This window comes from Paenibacillus periandrae, assembly GCF_022458865.1.
Classification (GTDB): Bacteria; Bacillota; Bacilli; order Paenibacillales; family NBRC-103111; genus Paenibacillus_S; species Paenibacillus_S periandrae.
The window spans coordinates 393,671-408,558 of the sequence record NZ_JAJNMU010000002.1 but is presented as its reverse complement, the minus strand read 5'-3'; the positions used below and the strand labels follow the sequence as shown (position 1 = coordinate 408,558).

14 protein-coding genes and 1 pseudogene are annotated in these 14,888 nt (G+C 46.5%); 13 read left to right on the top strand and 2 right to left on the bottom strand.

Translation table 11 applies throughout. The features are described from left to right. Nucleotides 1-34: 34 nt before the first annotated feature. The 12 genes and pseudogenes from LRL21_RS04395 to LRL21_RS04340 all read left to right on the top strand — a co-directional run. Nucleotides 35-622 (top strand): ECF transporter S component, encoded by a 588-nt coding sequence (locus LRL21_RS04395; protein ID WP_240414545.1) that lies wholly within the window; start codon nt 35-37, stop codon nt 620-622. Continuing rightward, nucleotides 622-2,172, top strand: coding sequence for an ABC transporter ATP-binding protein (locus tag LRL21_RS04390; protein ID WP_240414658.1), 1,551 nt, complete (start codon nt 622-624; stop codon nt 2,170-2,172). Before LRL21_RS04395 ends, LRL21_RS04390 begins: the two co-directional genes overlap by 1 nt. A 58-nt stretch (nt 2,173-2,230) precedes the next feature. Further along, complete coding sequence (locus LRL21_RS04385) at nt 2,231-3,040, top strand: energy-coupling factor transporter transmembrane component T family protein (protein ID WP_240414544.1); 810 nt, start codon at nt 2,231-2,233, stop codon at nt 3,038-3,040. Between the two features lie 43 nt (nt 3,041-3,083). After that, nucleotides 3,084-3,755: a thiaminase II gene (gene tenA, locus LRL21_RS04380; protein WP_240414543.1), complete on the top strand. Its 672-nt coding sequence runs from the start codon at nt 3,084-3,086 to the stop codon at nt 3,753-3,755. A 213-nt stretch (nt 3,756-3,968) separates the two neighbouring features. After that, the gene (locus LRL21_RS04375) at nt 3,969-5,570 is read left to right on the top strand and encodes a spore germination protein (protein WP_240414542.1); all 1,602 of its coding nucleotides are present in this window, start codon (nt 3,969-3,971) and stop codon (nt 5,568-5,570) included. Further along, on the top strand, nt 5,567-6,751 hold the full coding sequence (locus tag LRL21_RS04370; protein WP_240414541.1) for a Ger(x)C family spore germination protein: 1,185 nt from the start codon (nt 5,567-5,569) through the stop codon (nt 6,749-6,751). Before LRL21_RS04375 ends, LRL21_RS04370 begins: the two co-directional genes overlap by 4 nt. Beyond that, a complete protein-coding gene (locus LRL21_RS04365; protein ID WP_240414540.1) occupies nt 6,748-6,972 on the top strand; it encodes a hypothetical protein in 225 nt (74 codons plus the stop codon). The genes LRL21_RS04370 and LRL21_RS04365 overlap by 4 nt, the downstream gene beginning before the upstream one ends. Nucleotides 6,973-6,987: 15 nt before the next feature. Next, entirely contained in the window at nt 6,988-8,076 is a 1,089-nt protein-coding gene (locus LRL21_RS04360) for a GerAB/ArcD/ProY family transporter (protein WP_240414539.1), read from the top strand. A gap of 467 nt (nt 8,077-8,543) precedes the next feature. Then, nucleotides 8,544-8,669 carry a cytochrome c oxidase subunit 2A gene (locus LRL21_RS04355; protein ID WP_240414538.1) on the top strand — a complete coding sequence of 42 codons (126 nt, stop codon included), beginning with the start codon at nt 8,544-8,546 and terminating at the stop codon, nt 8,667-8,669. 31 nt (nt 8,670-8,700) lie between these two features. Beyond that, nucleotides 8,701-9,192, top strand: a complete 492-nt coding sequence (locus tag LRL21_RS04350) for a cytochrome c oxidase subunit II (protein WP_240414537.1) — start codon at nt 8,701-8,703, stop codon at nt 9,190-9,192. Between the two features lie 23 nt (nt 9,193-9,215). Next, nucleotides 9,216-10,865: a cbb3-type cytochrome c oxidase subunit I gene (locus LRL21_RS04345; protein WP_240414536.1), complete on the top strand. Its 1,650-nt coding sequence runs from the start codon at nt 9,216-9,218 to the stop codon at nt 10,863-10,865. Between the two features lie 57 nt (nt 10,866-10,922). Then, a pseudogene (locus tag LRL21_RS04340) lies at nt 10,923-11,750 on the top strand (acyl-ACP desaturase); the annotation flags it as partial. A gap of 185 nt (nt 11,751-11,935) precedes the next feature. On the opposite strand, the gene LRL21_RS04335 reads toward LRL21_RS04340, so the two are convergent. Together LRL21_RS04335 and pyk are read right to left on the bottom strand one after the other, a co-directional pair. Continuing rightward, the gene (locus LRL21_RS04335; RefSeq protein ID WP_240414534.1) at nt 11,936-12,232 is read right to left on the bottom strand and encodes a DUF3817 domain-containing protein; all 297 of its coding nucleotides are present in this window, start codon (nt 12,230-12,232) and stop codon (nt 11,936-11,938) included. 189 nt (nt 12,233-12,421) lie between these two features. Continuing rightward, nucleotides 12,422-13,843, bottom strand: a complete 1,422-nt coding sequence (pyk, locus tag LRL21_RS04330) for a pyruvate kinase (protein WP_240414533.1) — start codon at nt 13,841-13,843, stop codon at nt 12,422-12,424. Nucleotides 13,844-14,007: 164 nt separating this feature from the next. On the opposite strand from pyk, the gene LRL21_RS04325 reads away from it, so the two are divergent. Continuing rightward, nucleotides 14,008-14,790 carry a helix-turn-helix domain-containing protein gene (locus tag LRL21_RS04325; RefSeq protein ID WP_240414532.1) on the top strand — a complete coding sequence of 261 codons (783 nt, stop codon included), beginning with the start codon at nt 14,008-14,010 and terminating at the stop codon, nt 14,788-14,790. Nucleotides 14,791-14,888 lie beyond the last annotated feature (98 nt).

Genomic DNA, 14,888 nt, shown 5'->3' with positions numbered 1-14,888 from the left:
AAACAGCCCCCATAATCGAAGGAGTGGGTATTATATGTCCAAAGGTTTAAAATTGACCGATATTTTGGTCACGGTCGTCATCTCTGTTGTTTTTGCAATTATTTATCGGTTGTGGGGAGATGTGTCCAATGTGGTGAAGCTGGCAGGCTTCCAGCTGGATCAGTTGATGTACGGCGTATGGTTTATGGCGGCTGTTGTTGCCTTTCTGATCATACGTAAGCCGGGTGTGGCGCTGCTTGCAGAAATTGCTGCAGCTTCCGGTGAGCTGATCGCAGGCTCTCAGTATGGAGTTGAAGCGTTAACCTATGGGATCGCCCAAGGGCTTGGCGCGGAATTGATCTTTCTGCTGTTTGCTTATCGCCGTTTCTCGATTACAGCGGCTTGCTTGGCTGGTGTAGCTTCGGCCATAGCATCGCTTGTATTTGATGCTTTCAAAGGCTATTTACTTGACCTTGAATCCTGGAACTTGATTTTGTACTTTGTATTCCGGATTATCGGGTCTATCTTCTTTACTGGACTATGCTCGTATGGACTTGTTAAGGCACTGGAAGCAACGGGGGTTACCCAACTGGTTCGTCCAGCCAGCCAGGCTGACTTCGATGCGCTGGAGCGCAGGCAATGATGGATGTATGTGCTTTGGTCAAGGGCTTACGCTTAAAATTTGCAGGAAGCCCTTCCCTGCAGTTTGAGGAGCTATCTGTTGAATTGTATAGAGGGCAGAAGGTGCTGCTGCTGGGACCAAGCGGATGCGGCAAGTCCACCTTACTGCAGGTGCTTACGGGCTTAATTCCGCAGGCTATCGAGATTCCGATGAAATGTGATGCTATTGAGATTCCCGCCTCCTGGGGTTACGTGTTCCAAGATCCGGATACGCAGTTTTGCATGCCTTTTGTGGATGAAGAGATGGCTTTTGTCTTGGAGAACCTGGGCGTGCCGCAGGCAGAAATGCCGCAGCTTATCGAGAGAGGACTTCGCGAGGTTGGGCTGAATTTTGAACACAATCACGTAGCGATTGGCTCCATGTCGCAAGGGATGAAGCAGCGGTTGGCCATAGCGTCTGTGCTGGCATTAAAACCGGAGGCATTGTTTCTGGATGAGCCCACCTCACTGCTCGATCCGGAAGGAACCAGAGAAGTATGGGATACGATCAAAGCGGTTGGACAGGACAAAACGATCATCATTGTCGAGCATAAAATTGATGAGATCATCGATTTTGTGGATCGCGTCCTCTTGTTTAATAAGAATGGAGAGATATTGGCGGATGGCATTCCGACAGCGATTTTTGCCGATTATCGAGCGGAGCTTCAGGAATATGGCATATGGCATCCCGGCGTATGGGAGCACTATGCGGAGGAGCCCTTATATAAAGAAATAGCTGGAAGAAGAAGCGATGAGCTGAACAGTAGGAAGCTGTCCACGGCAATGGCTGATACAGAGACGCTAGCCCTGCATGACTTCAATGGTTATCAGGGTCGTCGGGTGGCCAAGATTGCAGTCACTGAGCTAAGCCTGACAGCCGGGGAATGGATTGCCGTTGTTGGTCACAATGGTGCAGGCAAAAGCACACTGATGCAGGCGATGATGCAGTTGATTCCGACAAGCGGCAGTTACTTACTGCTGGGTCAGCAGGTACGAGGCTTTAAAGATGTAGTTGAAACAGCGGCTTATGTATTCCAAAACCCGGAAATGCAATTCGTGACCCATTCGGTGATCGATGAAGCGTCTTTTGGTTTCAAGCTTGATGGAAAAGCTGATTTCACTAGCAGAGCTGAAGCATTGCTAGCTGAGTTTGATCTCTATGATCAGAGAGCCCTGCATCCTTATCAGCTCTCACTTGGTCAAAAACGCAGGCTCAGCGTTGCCACTGCCATGTTCAAGGACCAACAGCTGCTGCTGCTGGATGAACCGACCTTTGGACAGGATGCTGTCAATACCTTCGCTATCTTAGAGAAGCTGGAAGCATGGCGGCAAAAAGGAACGTCGATCGTTATGGTTACCCACGATTTGGATATTGTTCGTTATTTTGCGACGCGAGTGTGGGTCGTGGAGCATGGGAAGCTTACAGCAGATATTAGCCCTGCAGACTATTTGAACTCAATTGCTGATAGGGATAGCCACTTGTATAAAGGGGCTGGCGACAAGGTTGAGCTTGTCGGTGAGCGCAGTTTGTAAGTGAATGCTTACAAGGATTGCTGTGTACTAGTGAGGGTAAATAAGGAAGTGGAGCATTGTGCATCATACTTTGGATTTTAAGGAAACCTGGCTGCACCGAGTTAATCCCGGATTGAAGCTGTTGTTATCGATAGCCATGTTTTTTGTCGTGCTGCTGACTGACAATATTAATGTGCTGATTAATGTTACGGTCGTGCAATTCGTGCTGCTGTTCTGCTGCACAGGGCACCCGATACGCAGGCTGCTGCTGTTATGTCTCCCATTTGGTCTGCTGTTTGTCTCCTCATCGCTGTCAATGATGATGTTCGGCAAAGGAGATGCAGTGTGGCTGCAATGGGGACTTGTACGTGTGACTGAGGAAAGCTTTTTTCGTGGGGTGCATATCGGTTTGAAAACCGTCAATATGGCGCTGAGCGGATTACTGTTTGCGTTGACGACACGCCCTGTTGCTTTGTTTTATTCGCTGATGCAGCAGTGCAAGCTGCCGGCCAAATATGCTTATAGCTTTATGGCGGCGCTGCGCCTCCTGCCGATGATGATCGGTGAGTTTCAAACGCTGCAGATGGCTATGAAGGTTCGTGGCGTGAAGCGGCGCATGGGCTTGCGAGGTATATACGATACACTAAGAGTGTATGCGATTCCTATGCTGGCACAAAGTATTCGCCGTGCACAGCGGATTGCAGTAGCGATGGAGGCAAAGCGCTTCTCGACTGTACATCAGCGTACTTATTATTACCGTATCGGCTTCTCCGTAGCGGACTTAGGTTTGGTTCTCTATTTGGCGGTGATGGTGGGAGCTGCTTGGTATACCGGTCAGCACGCTCCTTATTTTCATATCGGTGATGTCAGATATCAAGTGAACGGATAAAAGTCTTCGGTGACTAAAAAAACAATACAAGGGGGCAATATCCATGAAGTTTAGTGATCAATTGCGTCAAGCTGTCGATGCAAGCTGGAAAGCCAGCTTTGAGCATCCTTTTGTACAAGGCATAGCTAATGGCACACTGCCATTGTCAAGCTTTCGTTATTACTTATTGAATGATGCGTATTATTTATCGCAATTCGCTCGGGCTCAGGCGCTTGGTGCGGCCAAGGCGGACAGCTTGTATGATTCCAACAGGATGGCTGCCCACGTGCAGAGCACGTATAATGCCGAATTGTCGCTGCATGAGGATTTTGCCAAGCAGCTAGGTATTTCTGACGAGGAAAGAGCAGCCTTCGAGCCTTCACCAACGGCTTATGCATATACTTCACATATGCTGCGTGCGGCTTATACCGGGCATTTAGGCGATATTGTAGCGGCGATCCTGCCTTGTTACTGGCTGTATCATGAAATTGGCGTGCGTCTGCAGGCATATAAGCCTGAGGAGCCGATCTATTCGCAGTGGATCAAAACCTATGGAGGCGAGGCTTTTGCGGAGCTGGTTCAGGAGCAAATTGATCGGTTAGACGCAATTGCCGAGCAGGTAACTGCTGCAGATCGTGAGCGTATGAAACGGCATTTTGTAATTAGCAGCCATTATGAATATCATTTCTGGGAGATGGCTTATACACAAGAAACCTGGCCTACCTATGGCGCGTAATCATAAGCTATTTACGTAAAATTAGCTATCATCAATAAGCACAATAACAAGCTGTGAATGAAGCAGGGAAACCTGTGCCATTTACAGCTTTTTTCATGCCTATGCCGATACATGTCATTTTATAATAAGCAGGTCATATAGCGGGGATACTAAATTGTAGATGATCTGTTTGATTATGGCAGGATTACAGCAATGACGAGAGGATATCCCATCATGTCGTTATTTAAATGGCTTATCAACAAGCAGCTTAAAAGAAGCATGAAGCAGCATAAGGAAACTCCCCCTAATAATCAGGGTCTAACTAACTCTGACATTTCCCTAATTCACGCTGGACAGCTAAAGATTCGGCTGGACTGGATCCGCCAGCAATTAACCAACTGTTCCGATGTGGTTTATCATACATTCGTTGCGGGTCCTGATCAAGAGTGCGCATTGATTTATTTGCGAGGCATGATTGACAGGAAAACGATACAAGAGGAACTCCTGACACGTATCTTATCCCTCTCTGCTCAAGATGCCAACCAATTCCGTAATCAAATTTTCAATCTGAAGCAGCTGTCGGTCACCGACTTTACAGAGCTGAAAACTGTACAGGAGGGAGTGACGGCTGTTCTAAAAGGACATGCGCTGCTGCTTATTGAGGGTGAGCCGAGATTACTCGATATCCCATTCTCCTCTTTTCAGACACGTTCCATTGTGGAAGCGCCTAATGAGGCCGTTTTAAGGGGACCACGGGAAGCTTTTATAGAAGACTTGGAAATCAACCTGACCTTGATCCGCAGAAGACTGAAGACACCTGATTTTAAGACGGAAATGCTGCTGATCGGTACTAAGACACAAACCAAGGTGATTATCGCTTATGTTCAGGGAGTTTGCAAACAAGAGCTCATTGATGAAGTGAACAGACGAGTATCAGAAATTGATATCGATGGCATTCTGGCCGACAGCTATTTGGAGGATTTTATTGAAGATTCTCCGTTTTCGCCTTTTCCGCAATTACAGTATTCCGAGCGTCCCGATACCGTTACCGCTTCTTTACTGGAAGGAAGGGTGGCGATTATGGTGGATGGCTCACCTATTGTTCTTCTGGCACCTACCACATTGTTCATGCTGATGCAATCTGCTGAGGATTATTATCAGCGGTATATTGCGGCAACATGGATCCGCTGGATCCGATATATTTTTCTGATGGCGTCACTATTACTGCCCTCTATTTATATCGCAGTTACCACCTTCCATCCGGAGATGATCCCGGCCAGGCTGCTGATCACGGTAACGTCATCCAGAGAAGTTGTGCCATTTCCGGCTCTGATCGAGGCGTTTATGATGGAGCTTTCCTTTGAAGCCTTACGGGAGGCAGCGGTGAGGATTCCCAAAGCGATCGGTCAGGCAGTCTCTGTTATCGGGGCCCTCATTATAGGCACAGCGGCTGTTCAAGCGGGCATTGTATCGGCAGCGATGGTCATCATTGTTTCGCTGACGGGTATTGCCTCTTTTATAAGTCCACACTTCGATCTTGGCTTGGCCTTTCGGCTGCTGCGTTTTCCAATCATGATCTTGGCGGGGGCATTTGGTCTATTCGGGATTTCCTGCGGGATGATACTTATTTATCTTCATCTCATCAATTTGCGTTCGTTCGGAACGCCTTATCTAACTCCCTTTGCCCCTTTGGTGATAAGTGATCTTAAGGACACCTTTTTAAGAGTGCCTTGGTGGTTAATGAATAAACGTCCAATCTTATCAGGAGCCAACCGTACCAGACAGCAAGCCGATTCACGTAAATGGGCGCAATCACAGGAGGAGAATGGGGATTGAAAACCATATTTGTTAGCTTGTCCCTGCTATTACTTACAGGCTGCTGGTCATCCGTTGAATTGAATGATCGCGCATTTGTGAGAATGATGGTTCTGGATAAAACCAAAACCGGTATAGAGCTGTCTCTTGACTTTTCATTGCCGAATCGGTTAATTCCTGGATCAGCAGGGGGAGGAGGATCGGGAGAACAAGGCGGCAAGCCATACACGTACATAAGTGCAACAGGCATTGATATCAGTGAGGCTTATCGAAAAATACAGTCCGACCTGTCGCGTAAAATCAGCTTCGGACAAACACGTGTTGTGGTAATTGGCAGAGAATTGGCCGAGGCGGGAATCGAGCCTATTTTGGATTTTCTTGCTCGCGAACCGGCGATGCATATTAATGCCTACCTGTTTGTAGCACCTGGCAGAGCCCGAGAAGTTGAAGCCATCACGACCTTATTCGAAAGATTCCCTTCTGACATCTTAGCCGCATACGGCGAAACCCATGTAGTCCTGGATACGACTATAAAAGACTTTCTAGCAGCGAACTATAACGGGGGAGATATGGCTGTACCTATGCTCAAATTTGGTACGAGAATCATAACAAGCGAAAAGCAAAAACAACAAAAATGGATGGGAACCAGTGGGGCAGCTATTTTTAAACAAGGCAAAATGGTAAGTACGTTAAATGTAATTGAAATGCGGGGGGGACTATGGATCCTTGGAAAACTGAAAAATGCGGAGATTTCGGTTCCTTCGCCCACCGATGGCAAAAATATAAGTTTTATCGTACAAAGGGCAGATACACGAATCAATCCACGAATCAAAGAAGATCAGATCGAAATTCAACTTGAAAGCAGAGCTGAAGCCGAAGTGCTTGCTTCGAGCTCGAGGATTAATTTAAAGGATAAGAAGCAGTTAGAGAAACTTGAACAAAGTCTCAACCAGGTAGTCACGAAGCGAATAACGAATGCGATTGCGAAGACAAGAGCAGTAAGCTCAGATGCCTTTCAGCTTGGAAATTACATTGATTGGCATTATCCGCTGAATTGGAAAAGCATCAAGCCCAAGTGGCGTGACGTCTACAGCAACGAGCTAAAATTTGACGTACAAACGGATGTTACGATCACACGTCTGGGTACTTTCCAACATGCTATCAAAGAAACGGAAACGTCAGTCTCGGAGGCAGAGCAATGATTATTATCGGTATCTTGTTTGGCAGTATTGCTTGCTTTGAATGGCGCTATATGGTGTTACACAAACGCAAGCAGCGGACGATTCGATACGTACTGGGTACCATAGTGTTTTTGTTTCTCGCCTTAGAGGCCATCTTTTTCTTCAGAGAGCAATGGACGATTGGGGACGCCATCGAAATGGTGTTTGCCTCTATCGAAAAAATTATTCTCATGCAGCATTGAAAGGGAGGATCAACATTGGAACGGGTATCCCAGTCGCAGATTTATATGTTGTTCACCCATTTTTTGTTTACTACGACACTTGGTTTCTTTGCGAACATCCTTGTGAAAAATGGCCGTTATACAGTCTGGCTTCCCTTACTTATAGGTGCGACCCTCGGAATAATGATAACCTATTTTTCCTACAGACTGGCAATCAAAAGGCCAACTCAGTTTTTGGGGAATTACGGTAAGGAAATATTGGGTAAATGGTTGCACTATACATTGATCATTGTGTTAATATGCTCGTTTTTGTTTGCGGCCGCCTCGGTTTTACGGCAATTACAGGATTTTATGATAGAGGTTTACTTGCCCGCTACACCAGGATGGGCCGTTGCTGCTATGTTTGGAGTATGCCTTGCCTATGCAGTGCGGTCAGGAGTTGAAACGATCTTTCGCAGCTCGCAGGGGATTTTTTTCTTAAGCGTTGCTGGAGTACTTCTTGTTCCTTTTTTTGTGCACAAGGAAATCAATTATCATATGGCAATTGCGATGCTAAATCATTTCGAATTCAAAGGTATTTGGAACGGCACTTATATGGTCACAGCACTATTTGGAGAAATGGCGTTTATCCCCTTCCTGTTCCCGTATTTCACCCGTCAAAACAAGACAATGAGGTCGTTGATATGGGCCGTAATTACGTCTGTGTTTATAGTACTGACTAATTTAATTTCGATGATTTTGGTTTTTGGTCCCGACTTAGCGGCTAACCTGCAGTATCCGCAGCTTGAAATGATCCGATATGTTCGGGCCGCAGCCACTCTTGAAAATTTGGACCCTGTGCTTATTGCCATCTGGTTATCCAGTTTGTTTATCAAGATCAGTTTGTTTTTGTATTTAGCCATTCTCTGCGTCACGCATGTCTTTTCGTTAAAGGACCACAAGCCTTTCTCATTATCGATGACGGTTATGGTCGTTGGCATATCTTTATATATGGTCAGGTCAAAGCCTGAATTTGACGACCTGTATCGACATGGCGAATTCACGTATCTGTTGTTCACAGAACTGATCCCTGTTGTGTATTTGTTGGTGGATCGGATCCGTTCTTCTCGTTTGAAGCAGGGATAGCTCGGTAATTGTTTGGAAATCGTTGTTACAGCACCTTAACACAAAAAAGCTAAGTCCAAGGGCCCTGCACCCGGACTTAGCTTTTTTGCTATGCTCTCTACTCCTCCAACAGAGGAGTCAGGCGAATATAAGTGGAGCGGCCATGGTGTTCTGGAGAAGCGGAGCGTTCGCCTTTGTTTCCGGAATTTCACCTCTAAATGGTTTATCCATTCAGAAATTCTGGAAACGACAGCTAAGAGTTTGCCCAAGCAAACTGGCTTCGTAAGCATCCTCTTGTAAGAACACCATGGCCGCGCAGCGACACTCTTCACCACGCATACCTGTCTTATTCACTTATTCACCTGACTCTCTCCCGCCATACAACGTTCACCTTTACAGCCCTCCAGCTGTGATCGATATCATAGTTGATGCAGGCTGGAACCTTTTACAATAAGCACAGAAAGCACAGTTGAAAGGATGGAATCAGGATGAAAAAGGATCACAAGCACAATGATGAATCATTAAAAGGGACCCTTGTGTCGGTCCTGCTGCTCGGAGCTTTTATCGCAGTAAGCTGGTTAGGAGTTTATGCACTCTTTATAGCCCGCGGCTAATAACTACCATAGATCAAGGGGAGATGGTCACATGCATTTGCATCGATATGAAAAGATTTGGTTACTATTCGGGGTATCCATGCTGGTCGTGTTTTTAATCGTGCTGGGAGTCGGTGCATTCGCACAGGGAGCACAGCCGCCAGGCCAGCAGCATAGCGGACATGGTGCGCAGCGTGAGACTGTGAATCCGGAGACGGTGGAATCAACAGCGCCGTTCAATCAGCTGGGTCTGAAAAAAATCGGTGAGAACGAATACGACGCCTATATGCTTGCGTTCGCTTTTGGATACGGACCGGAGAAAATGGAAATTCCGCTTGGGGCAACAGTGCATTTTCACATTACGAGCAAGGATGTTGTCCATGGCTTTGAGATTCCGGGAACGAACGTGAACATGATGGTCGTACCTGGCGAAATCACCCAGATGACATACAAATTCACCCAGGCTGGAGAGCTGCTGGTGCTGTGCAACGAATATTGCGGTGTCGCACACGAAATGATGCAGACACGGATTATTGTGAAATGACTACATGAGGAGTGTTGAGTAAGATGATAACCGAAGAACAAGCATTTGACCGCCGCGATACGAGACTGGTGCTGGCTCATATTTTGTTCGCTTTTCTGGCATTGCTGCTGGGTGGTGTGGCGGGTGTACTCCAGGGTCTGGTGCGAAGCGGAAGCATCACGCTGCCTTATGAGATAGGCTATTACCAGCTGCTAACAGCACATGGTATCTTGATGGCGATCGTATTCACGACCTATTTTATTATTGGATTCCTGTATTCCGGTGTCGCTCGAACGTTGGGCGGCCAGCTGCTGCCCATATCCAGATCACTGGGTTGGCTTGGATTTTGCATGATGACAGCAGGTACGGTGATCGCGACGATTCTGATTTTGCTGAACAAGGCAACGGTGCTGTATACCTTTTATGCGCCGATGATGGCATCACCCTGGTTTTATGTGGCATTAGTGCTGATTGTCGTAGGCAGCTGGATGAGCGGGTTTGGGATTTTTATCCAATATAGATATTGGAAAAGAACGCATACAGCCAAGCTGTCGCCGCTGTTCTCCTTTATGGCGGTCGTTACCATGCTGTTGTGGCTGATAGCTACATTGGGCGTGGCTGTGGAAGTACTGTTTCAATTGATCCCGCTATCGTTTGGTTGGGTGGAAACGGTAAATGTGACGTTGAGTCGGACCTTATTCTGGTATTTTGGTCATCCATTGGTTTATTTCTGGCTGCTTCCCGCTTATATCTGCTGGTATGTGATCATTCCCAAAATCATTGGCGGCAAAATATTCAGTGATGCATTGGCCAGATTGTCATTCATTATGCTCTTGCTGTTCTCCATTCCGGTAGGACTTCACCATCAACTGATGGAGCCGGGGATTTCACCTGTATGGAAGTATGTTCAGGTTGTACTTACATTCATGGTCGTGATTCCTTCATTAATGACGGCATTCTCGCTATTCGCGACTTTTGAACTGCATGGTCGTTCCCTTGGTGCCAAAGGGCTGTTTGGCTGGTTAAAAATGCTTCCATGGAAGGATGTTCGCTTTTTTGCACCGTTTATGGGAATGCTGATCTTCATCCCGGCAGGTGCTGGCGGTATTATTAATGCGAGTGACCAGATGAATGCTGTTGTCCATAATACGCTATGGGTCACAGGTCACTTTCATTTAACTGTTGCAACCAGTGTGGCTCTGACGTTCTTCGGAATGACCTATTGGTTAATTCCTGCAATGACCGGACGGGTCCTTACACCGTTCTTGCACAAGCTGGGAATTGCCCAGACGATTACCTGGCTCATCGGTATGTTCTTTATGTCGGGTGCTATGCATACGGTAGGATTATTTGGATCACCGCGCCGTACTGCGTTTACAACGTATCAGGATCATCCTGACGCCATATTATGGATGCCCTACCATGTGGTGATGGCGATCGGCGGTACGATACTTTTTATTGGAGTATTGATGATGATTATGAATGTGATATTGCTGTTGAGAGCGCCTAAGGGTTATACGGAGTATCCAATTGGTGAGGTTACGGAGTCTGCAGAGCCGACGCCTGTTATTTTTGAAAAATGGAGCATTTGGGTGGCTGTATTGGTTGTTTTGATTTTTGTGGCTTACACAGTTCCTGTGATGGAGCTTTTGAATAATCCGGGGACAGGCGCTAAAGGGATGGTTACGTGGTAGATTATAGGGTATCCTTGCTTGAGACATAAGCTTATAAGAATAGAGGAATACACCTAAATGCCATTAATCAACTATAAGCTTGATGTTTTTAGTCCCAAATTGGAGCCATATTTAACCGAGCTATATGCATTGCACCGTAAACGTGCCTCTGAAATAGATTGGAGTTATCATGAATTTATACCTTGGGAATTAGGTCGGTCCTTCATCACAGAGCCATGGTCAATTGAACAAAGAAAGCTGCCTTTGCCCATTTATCTTGCTGTTGAGACCTCGCTATTGACTGAAGTCAACCTGCCGTTTTTTTATCATCATTTGGCTACAACCTTTAAGGGGTCGCTTAAGGTACTGCAGGATTTTGTTCACACCTGGGTATCAGAAGAGGATCAGCACTCCAACTTGCTCGAAACCTACCTGATCATTACCCGCAATGCGGACCCGCACGAGCTGCACCAGCTGCGCAAAACAGTGGTGGAGGGTGGATTTGTTCCTGATTTTGATACGGCCATGGAAACGATGGTGTATACAGCGATTCAGGAGCTTGCGACGATGGTTTTCTACAACAATGTAGCGAAGGCCGCTGGCCCTCATGATCCTTATTTGGCTAAGCTGCTGAGAAGGATTGCCAAGGATGAAACACTGCATTTTGCTTTTTATCGGGATGCGGTAAAGGGTTATCTGGGGGTCGATCATAATTTTGTGTATTACATCCATAAAGCAATGACAAGCTTTGCCATGCCGGGCACTGCAATGCCATCGTTCAAGGAACGGATGGATGTGATTGCCAAGGAAGCCAATTATGGACCGGTCTCTTACTTTAATCAGGTTTTTGATTATTTGATCCAATTTTGGGCGATTGCGAAGCTGCAGCCAAGTCGGGCTGATGCGTAAAGCGCCAGGCAGGATTTGCTGCAATACCATGTGAAGCTGCAGAGGATCAGCCAGCGGCTGGCAGCCAAAGGGGTTAGTTAAGCAAAATAAGCATAAGTCCCATGATAGGGCTTATGCTTATTTGTTGTGAGTTTCCGCACGCAGGTTGCTGTACATTGTAAAATGCAAGCATACGCCAAAGATTATGCAAGGTTGTCCTTGCGTATTCGGGACTCCAGGATAAAAGGACCAAAAGGGATAAATGCCGATAAAAACGCGCCTAACACACGGAGGATGGACCAGCGATTCATAATGGCCGCGAAAACAATCGCAACGCAAAAAATTACGAATAAAACGCCATGCAGCATACCGACAATGGGAACAGGATTGTAGAAATCGGTAAAGTATTTGATAGGCATTGCGATAAAGAGGATGACGAGGAAGGATATACCCTCTGCATAACCAATAATCTTCAACAAGGACAGGGACAGCTTCGACAATAGGAACGCCTACTTTCTAACATAATGGTGAGTGTACAACTCCATTTTAGTGGATAAATCGCGCCATGCATAAGATGAATGTGAAAATAATATGAATTCCAACAAGAACTTCAAGTTGATATGAAGTTACATGCAAAAAGCGCCCTTACTCTACGTGTGCAGGTGAAGGGCGCTTTTTGCATGTAACGATTAGATGTGCTGAATTTTAATCAAATTGGTTGAACCTGCTTTGCCAACTGGAACACCAGCAGACATCACAACCAGATCTCCTGCTGAGACGATTTCACTCTGTAAAGCGCTGTGGATAGCTGAGTCAAACATGTCATCTGTAGAAACGACTTCCCTGCCCGATACGGGAATGACTCCCCAGCATAAGCAAAGACGGCGTTGTACCTGTTCACTCGCAGTGACCGCGATAATAGGAGCCTGCGGACGGTATTTGGCTACCATGCGTGCGCTGAATCCGGTGCTGGTCGAAACCACAATCGCTTTGGCATCCAGATCGAGTGAGGAGCTAACTGCAGATTGGCTGATGACCTCGGTAATCGTGGCTTTCTGTTGAGCGGCTTTCACCCGAAGCATATCCTTGTATGGCAGTACCTCTTCGATATTGGCTGCTATGGACGCCATCATTCGAACGGATTCCAGCGGATACTTACCTGCGGCAGTTTCGCCTGACAGCATCAGGACATCGGTACCGTCATATACGGCATTGGCTACGTCACTGGCTTCGGCTCTTGTTGGACGTGGATTGTATTGCATCGAATCCAGCATATGGGTAGCCGTAATGATCGGTTTGCCTACTGCATTGCCTTTTTGGATCATCTGTTTTTGGATAATCGGGACATCCTCGACTGGAATTTCTACTCCAAGGTCACCGCGGGCAACCATTAAGCCGTCCGATACCTCCAGGATTGCATCTAGGTTATCGACGCCCTCCTGATTTTCAATCTTGGAAATGATCTGAATGTGGGACGCTCCGCGTTTTTCCAGCAGCTCGCGAATTTCCAGAATGTCGCTCGCTTTACGTACGAAGGAAGCTGCGATAATGTCGATATCCTGCTTAATACCGAATTCAATATGCATAATATCACGTTCGGTAACACCGGGCAGCGAGGTATGGATTCCCGGCAGGTTGACACCCTTGCGCGATTTGATCAAGCCACCGTTAAGAATGCGGCAGTGGATTTCGGTACCTTCAATGAATTCGACCTGAAGCTCGATCAACCCGTCATCAATCAGAATGCGGGAGCCTGGTTTGACGTCTCGGGTCAAATCCTGATAGGAAACCGAGATACGGTTGGCATTTCCTTTAATTTGTTCAGTCGTTAAAGTGAGGCGGGCATCGGTCTTCAGCTCATAGGACGACTCCTCAAGCAGACCTGTACGAATTTCCGGTCCTTTAATGTCCATTAATATGGCAACAGTTGCGCCTAGTTCCTTGGCAGCTTGTCTGACTCTATCGATTCTTCCCTTATGCTCGTCCAGATCTCCATGCGCCATATTCATCCGGGCTGCGCTCATACCAGCCTGAATCAGTTTCTTTAGCATATCGACGGAATCACAGGCAGGTCCCATGGTACACATAATTTTCGTTTTGTGATGTGTCATTGTTAGCACTCCTTTATTTCTGCTTGATTGGACTTATTGTAGGCAATAATATTGGATTAGACTATGAATTATAGTACTGCATTTGTATAATAGTATTTATAATCAATGAAGGTTCAAGTGCTGTAGTACGGAATTTACTGCTTTTTCAGAAGAGAGGTGCAGCAATGGTTGACATCAAGTATGTTCGGCTGGACGCAGGAACAAGCTGGTTTGAGGAGTATGAGCACGGGGCTTCTCATCACACCTTGATTATGGTCAGTTATGGCAAATGTGTGTACTGGCTTGAAGGAGAGAAGGTACTGCTGGAAAAGGGAGACCTGCTCTTTATTCCCGCCAGTAAAGTGTATTATGGCAAGTGCATTCCTACTGTTACGCATGAGAAATATGTTGTGTGCTTCCACGGCTCTGCGTCTTCGCTGCTGCCAATGGTGCATAATTCGCAATATTGTATATGGAAAACGGGTAAATACGAGCTGCTGCACCAGCGATTTCGGGTATTGCAGCAGGAGTGGAGTGATCGGCTGACCTATTATGAATCAATGTGCGGGGCGCTGGCGCAGGAGATTCTGACTCACCTGAACCGGGAAATTGATGATGGACGTCCTTCGGCATTGAAGGAGAAGCATGTGGGCCTGATGAAAGGCTACATCCAGAATCATTACCGTGAGAAGGTAACCAAGGAAGAATTGGGTGAAGTTATAGGAAAAAGTCCGAATTATGCGGCTGCGGTGTTCAGCGAGGTTACCGGTCAGACCATCGGGGGTTATGTTCATGCGATGCGTGTCAAAACCGCTGTTTATTTATTAAGTCATTCCCAAAGAACGATCGGTGATATATCCGATTATTTGGGTTATTGTGATCCGTCCTATTTCCACCGCGTATTCAAAAGAGAAACAGGCAAGCCGCCTGCCCAATATATCAAGGACAGGGATATTCCCGTTCATTAAAATATCACCGCAAACCGACCGTAAATCATCGGAACATTCAAATATAGTTAACATCTATTAAGCCCCGAAAAGTTCGGGGCTTAATGGATTCGAGAGCA

Excerpts from the sequence above, each read along its gene's own strand:
- LRL21_RS04395 (WP_240414545.1), top strand. The coding sequence starts at position 35 with ATGTCCAAAGGTTTAAAATTGACCGATATTTTGGTCACGGTCGTCATC.
- LRL21_RS04390 (WP_240414658.1), top strand. The coding sequence starts at position 622 with ATGGATGTATGTGCTTTGGTCAAGGGCTTACGCTTAAAATTTGCAGGA.
- tenA (WP_240414543.1), top strand. The coding sequence starts at position 3,084 with ATGAAGTTTAGTGATCAATTGCGTCAAGCTGTCGATGCAAGCTGGAAA.
- LRL21_RS04375 (WP_240414542.1), top strand. The coding sequence starts at position 3,969 with ATGTCGTTATTTAAATGGCTTATCAACAAGCAGCTTAAAAGAAGCATG.
- LRL21_RS04365 (WP_240414540.1), top strand. The coding sequence starts at position 6,748 with ATGATTATTATCGGTATCTTGTTTGGCAGTATTGCTTGCTTTGAATGG.
- LRL21_RS04355 (WP_240414538.1), top strand. The coding sequence starts at position 8,544 with ATGAAAAAGGATCACAAGCACAATGATGAATCATTAAAAGGGACCCTT.
- LRL21_RS04350 (WP_240414537.1), top strand. The coding sequence starts at position 8,701 with ATGCATTTGCATCGATATGAAAAGATTTGGTTACTATTCGGGGTATCC.
- LRL21_RS04345 (WP_240414536.1), top strand. The coding sequence starts at position 9,216 with ATGATAACCGAAGAACAAGCATTTGACCGCCGCGATACGAGACTGGTG.
- pyk (WP_240414533.1), bottom strand. The coding sequence starts at position 13,843 with ATGACACATCACAAAACGAAAATTATGTGTACCATGGGACCTGCCTGT.
- LRL21_RS04325 (WP_240414532.1), top strand. The coding sequence starts at position 14,008 with ATGGTTGACATCAAGTATGTTCGGCTGGACGCAGGAACAAGCTGGTTT.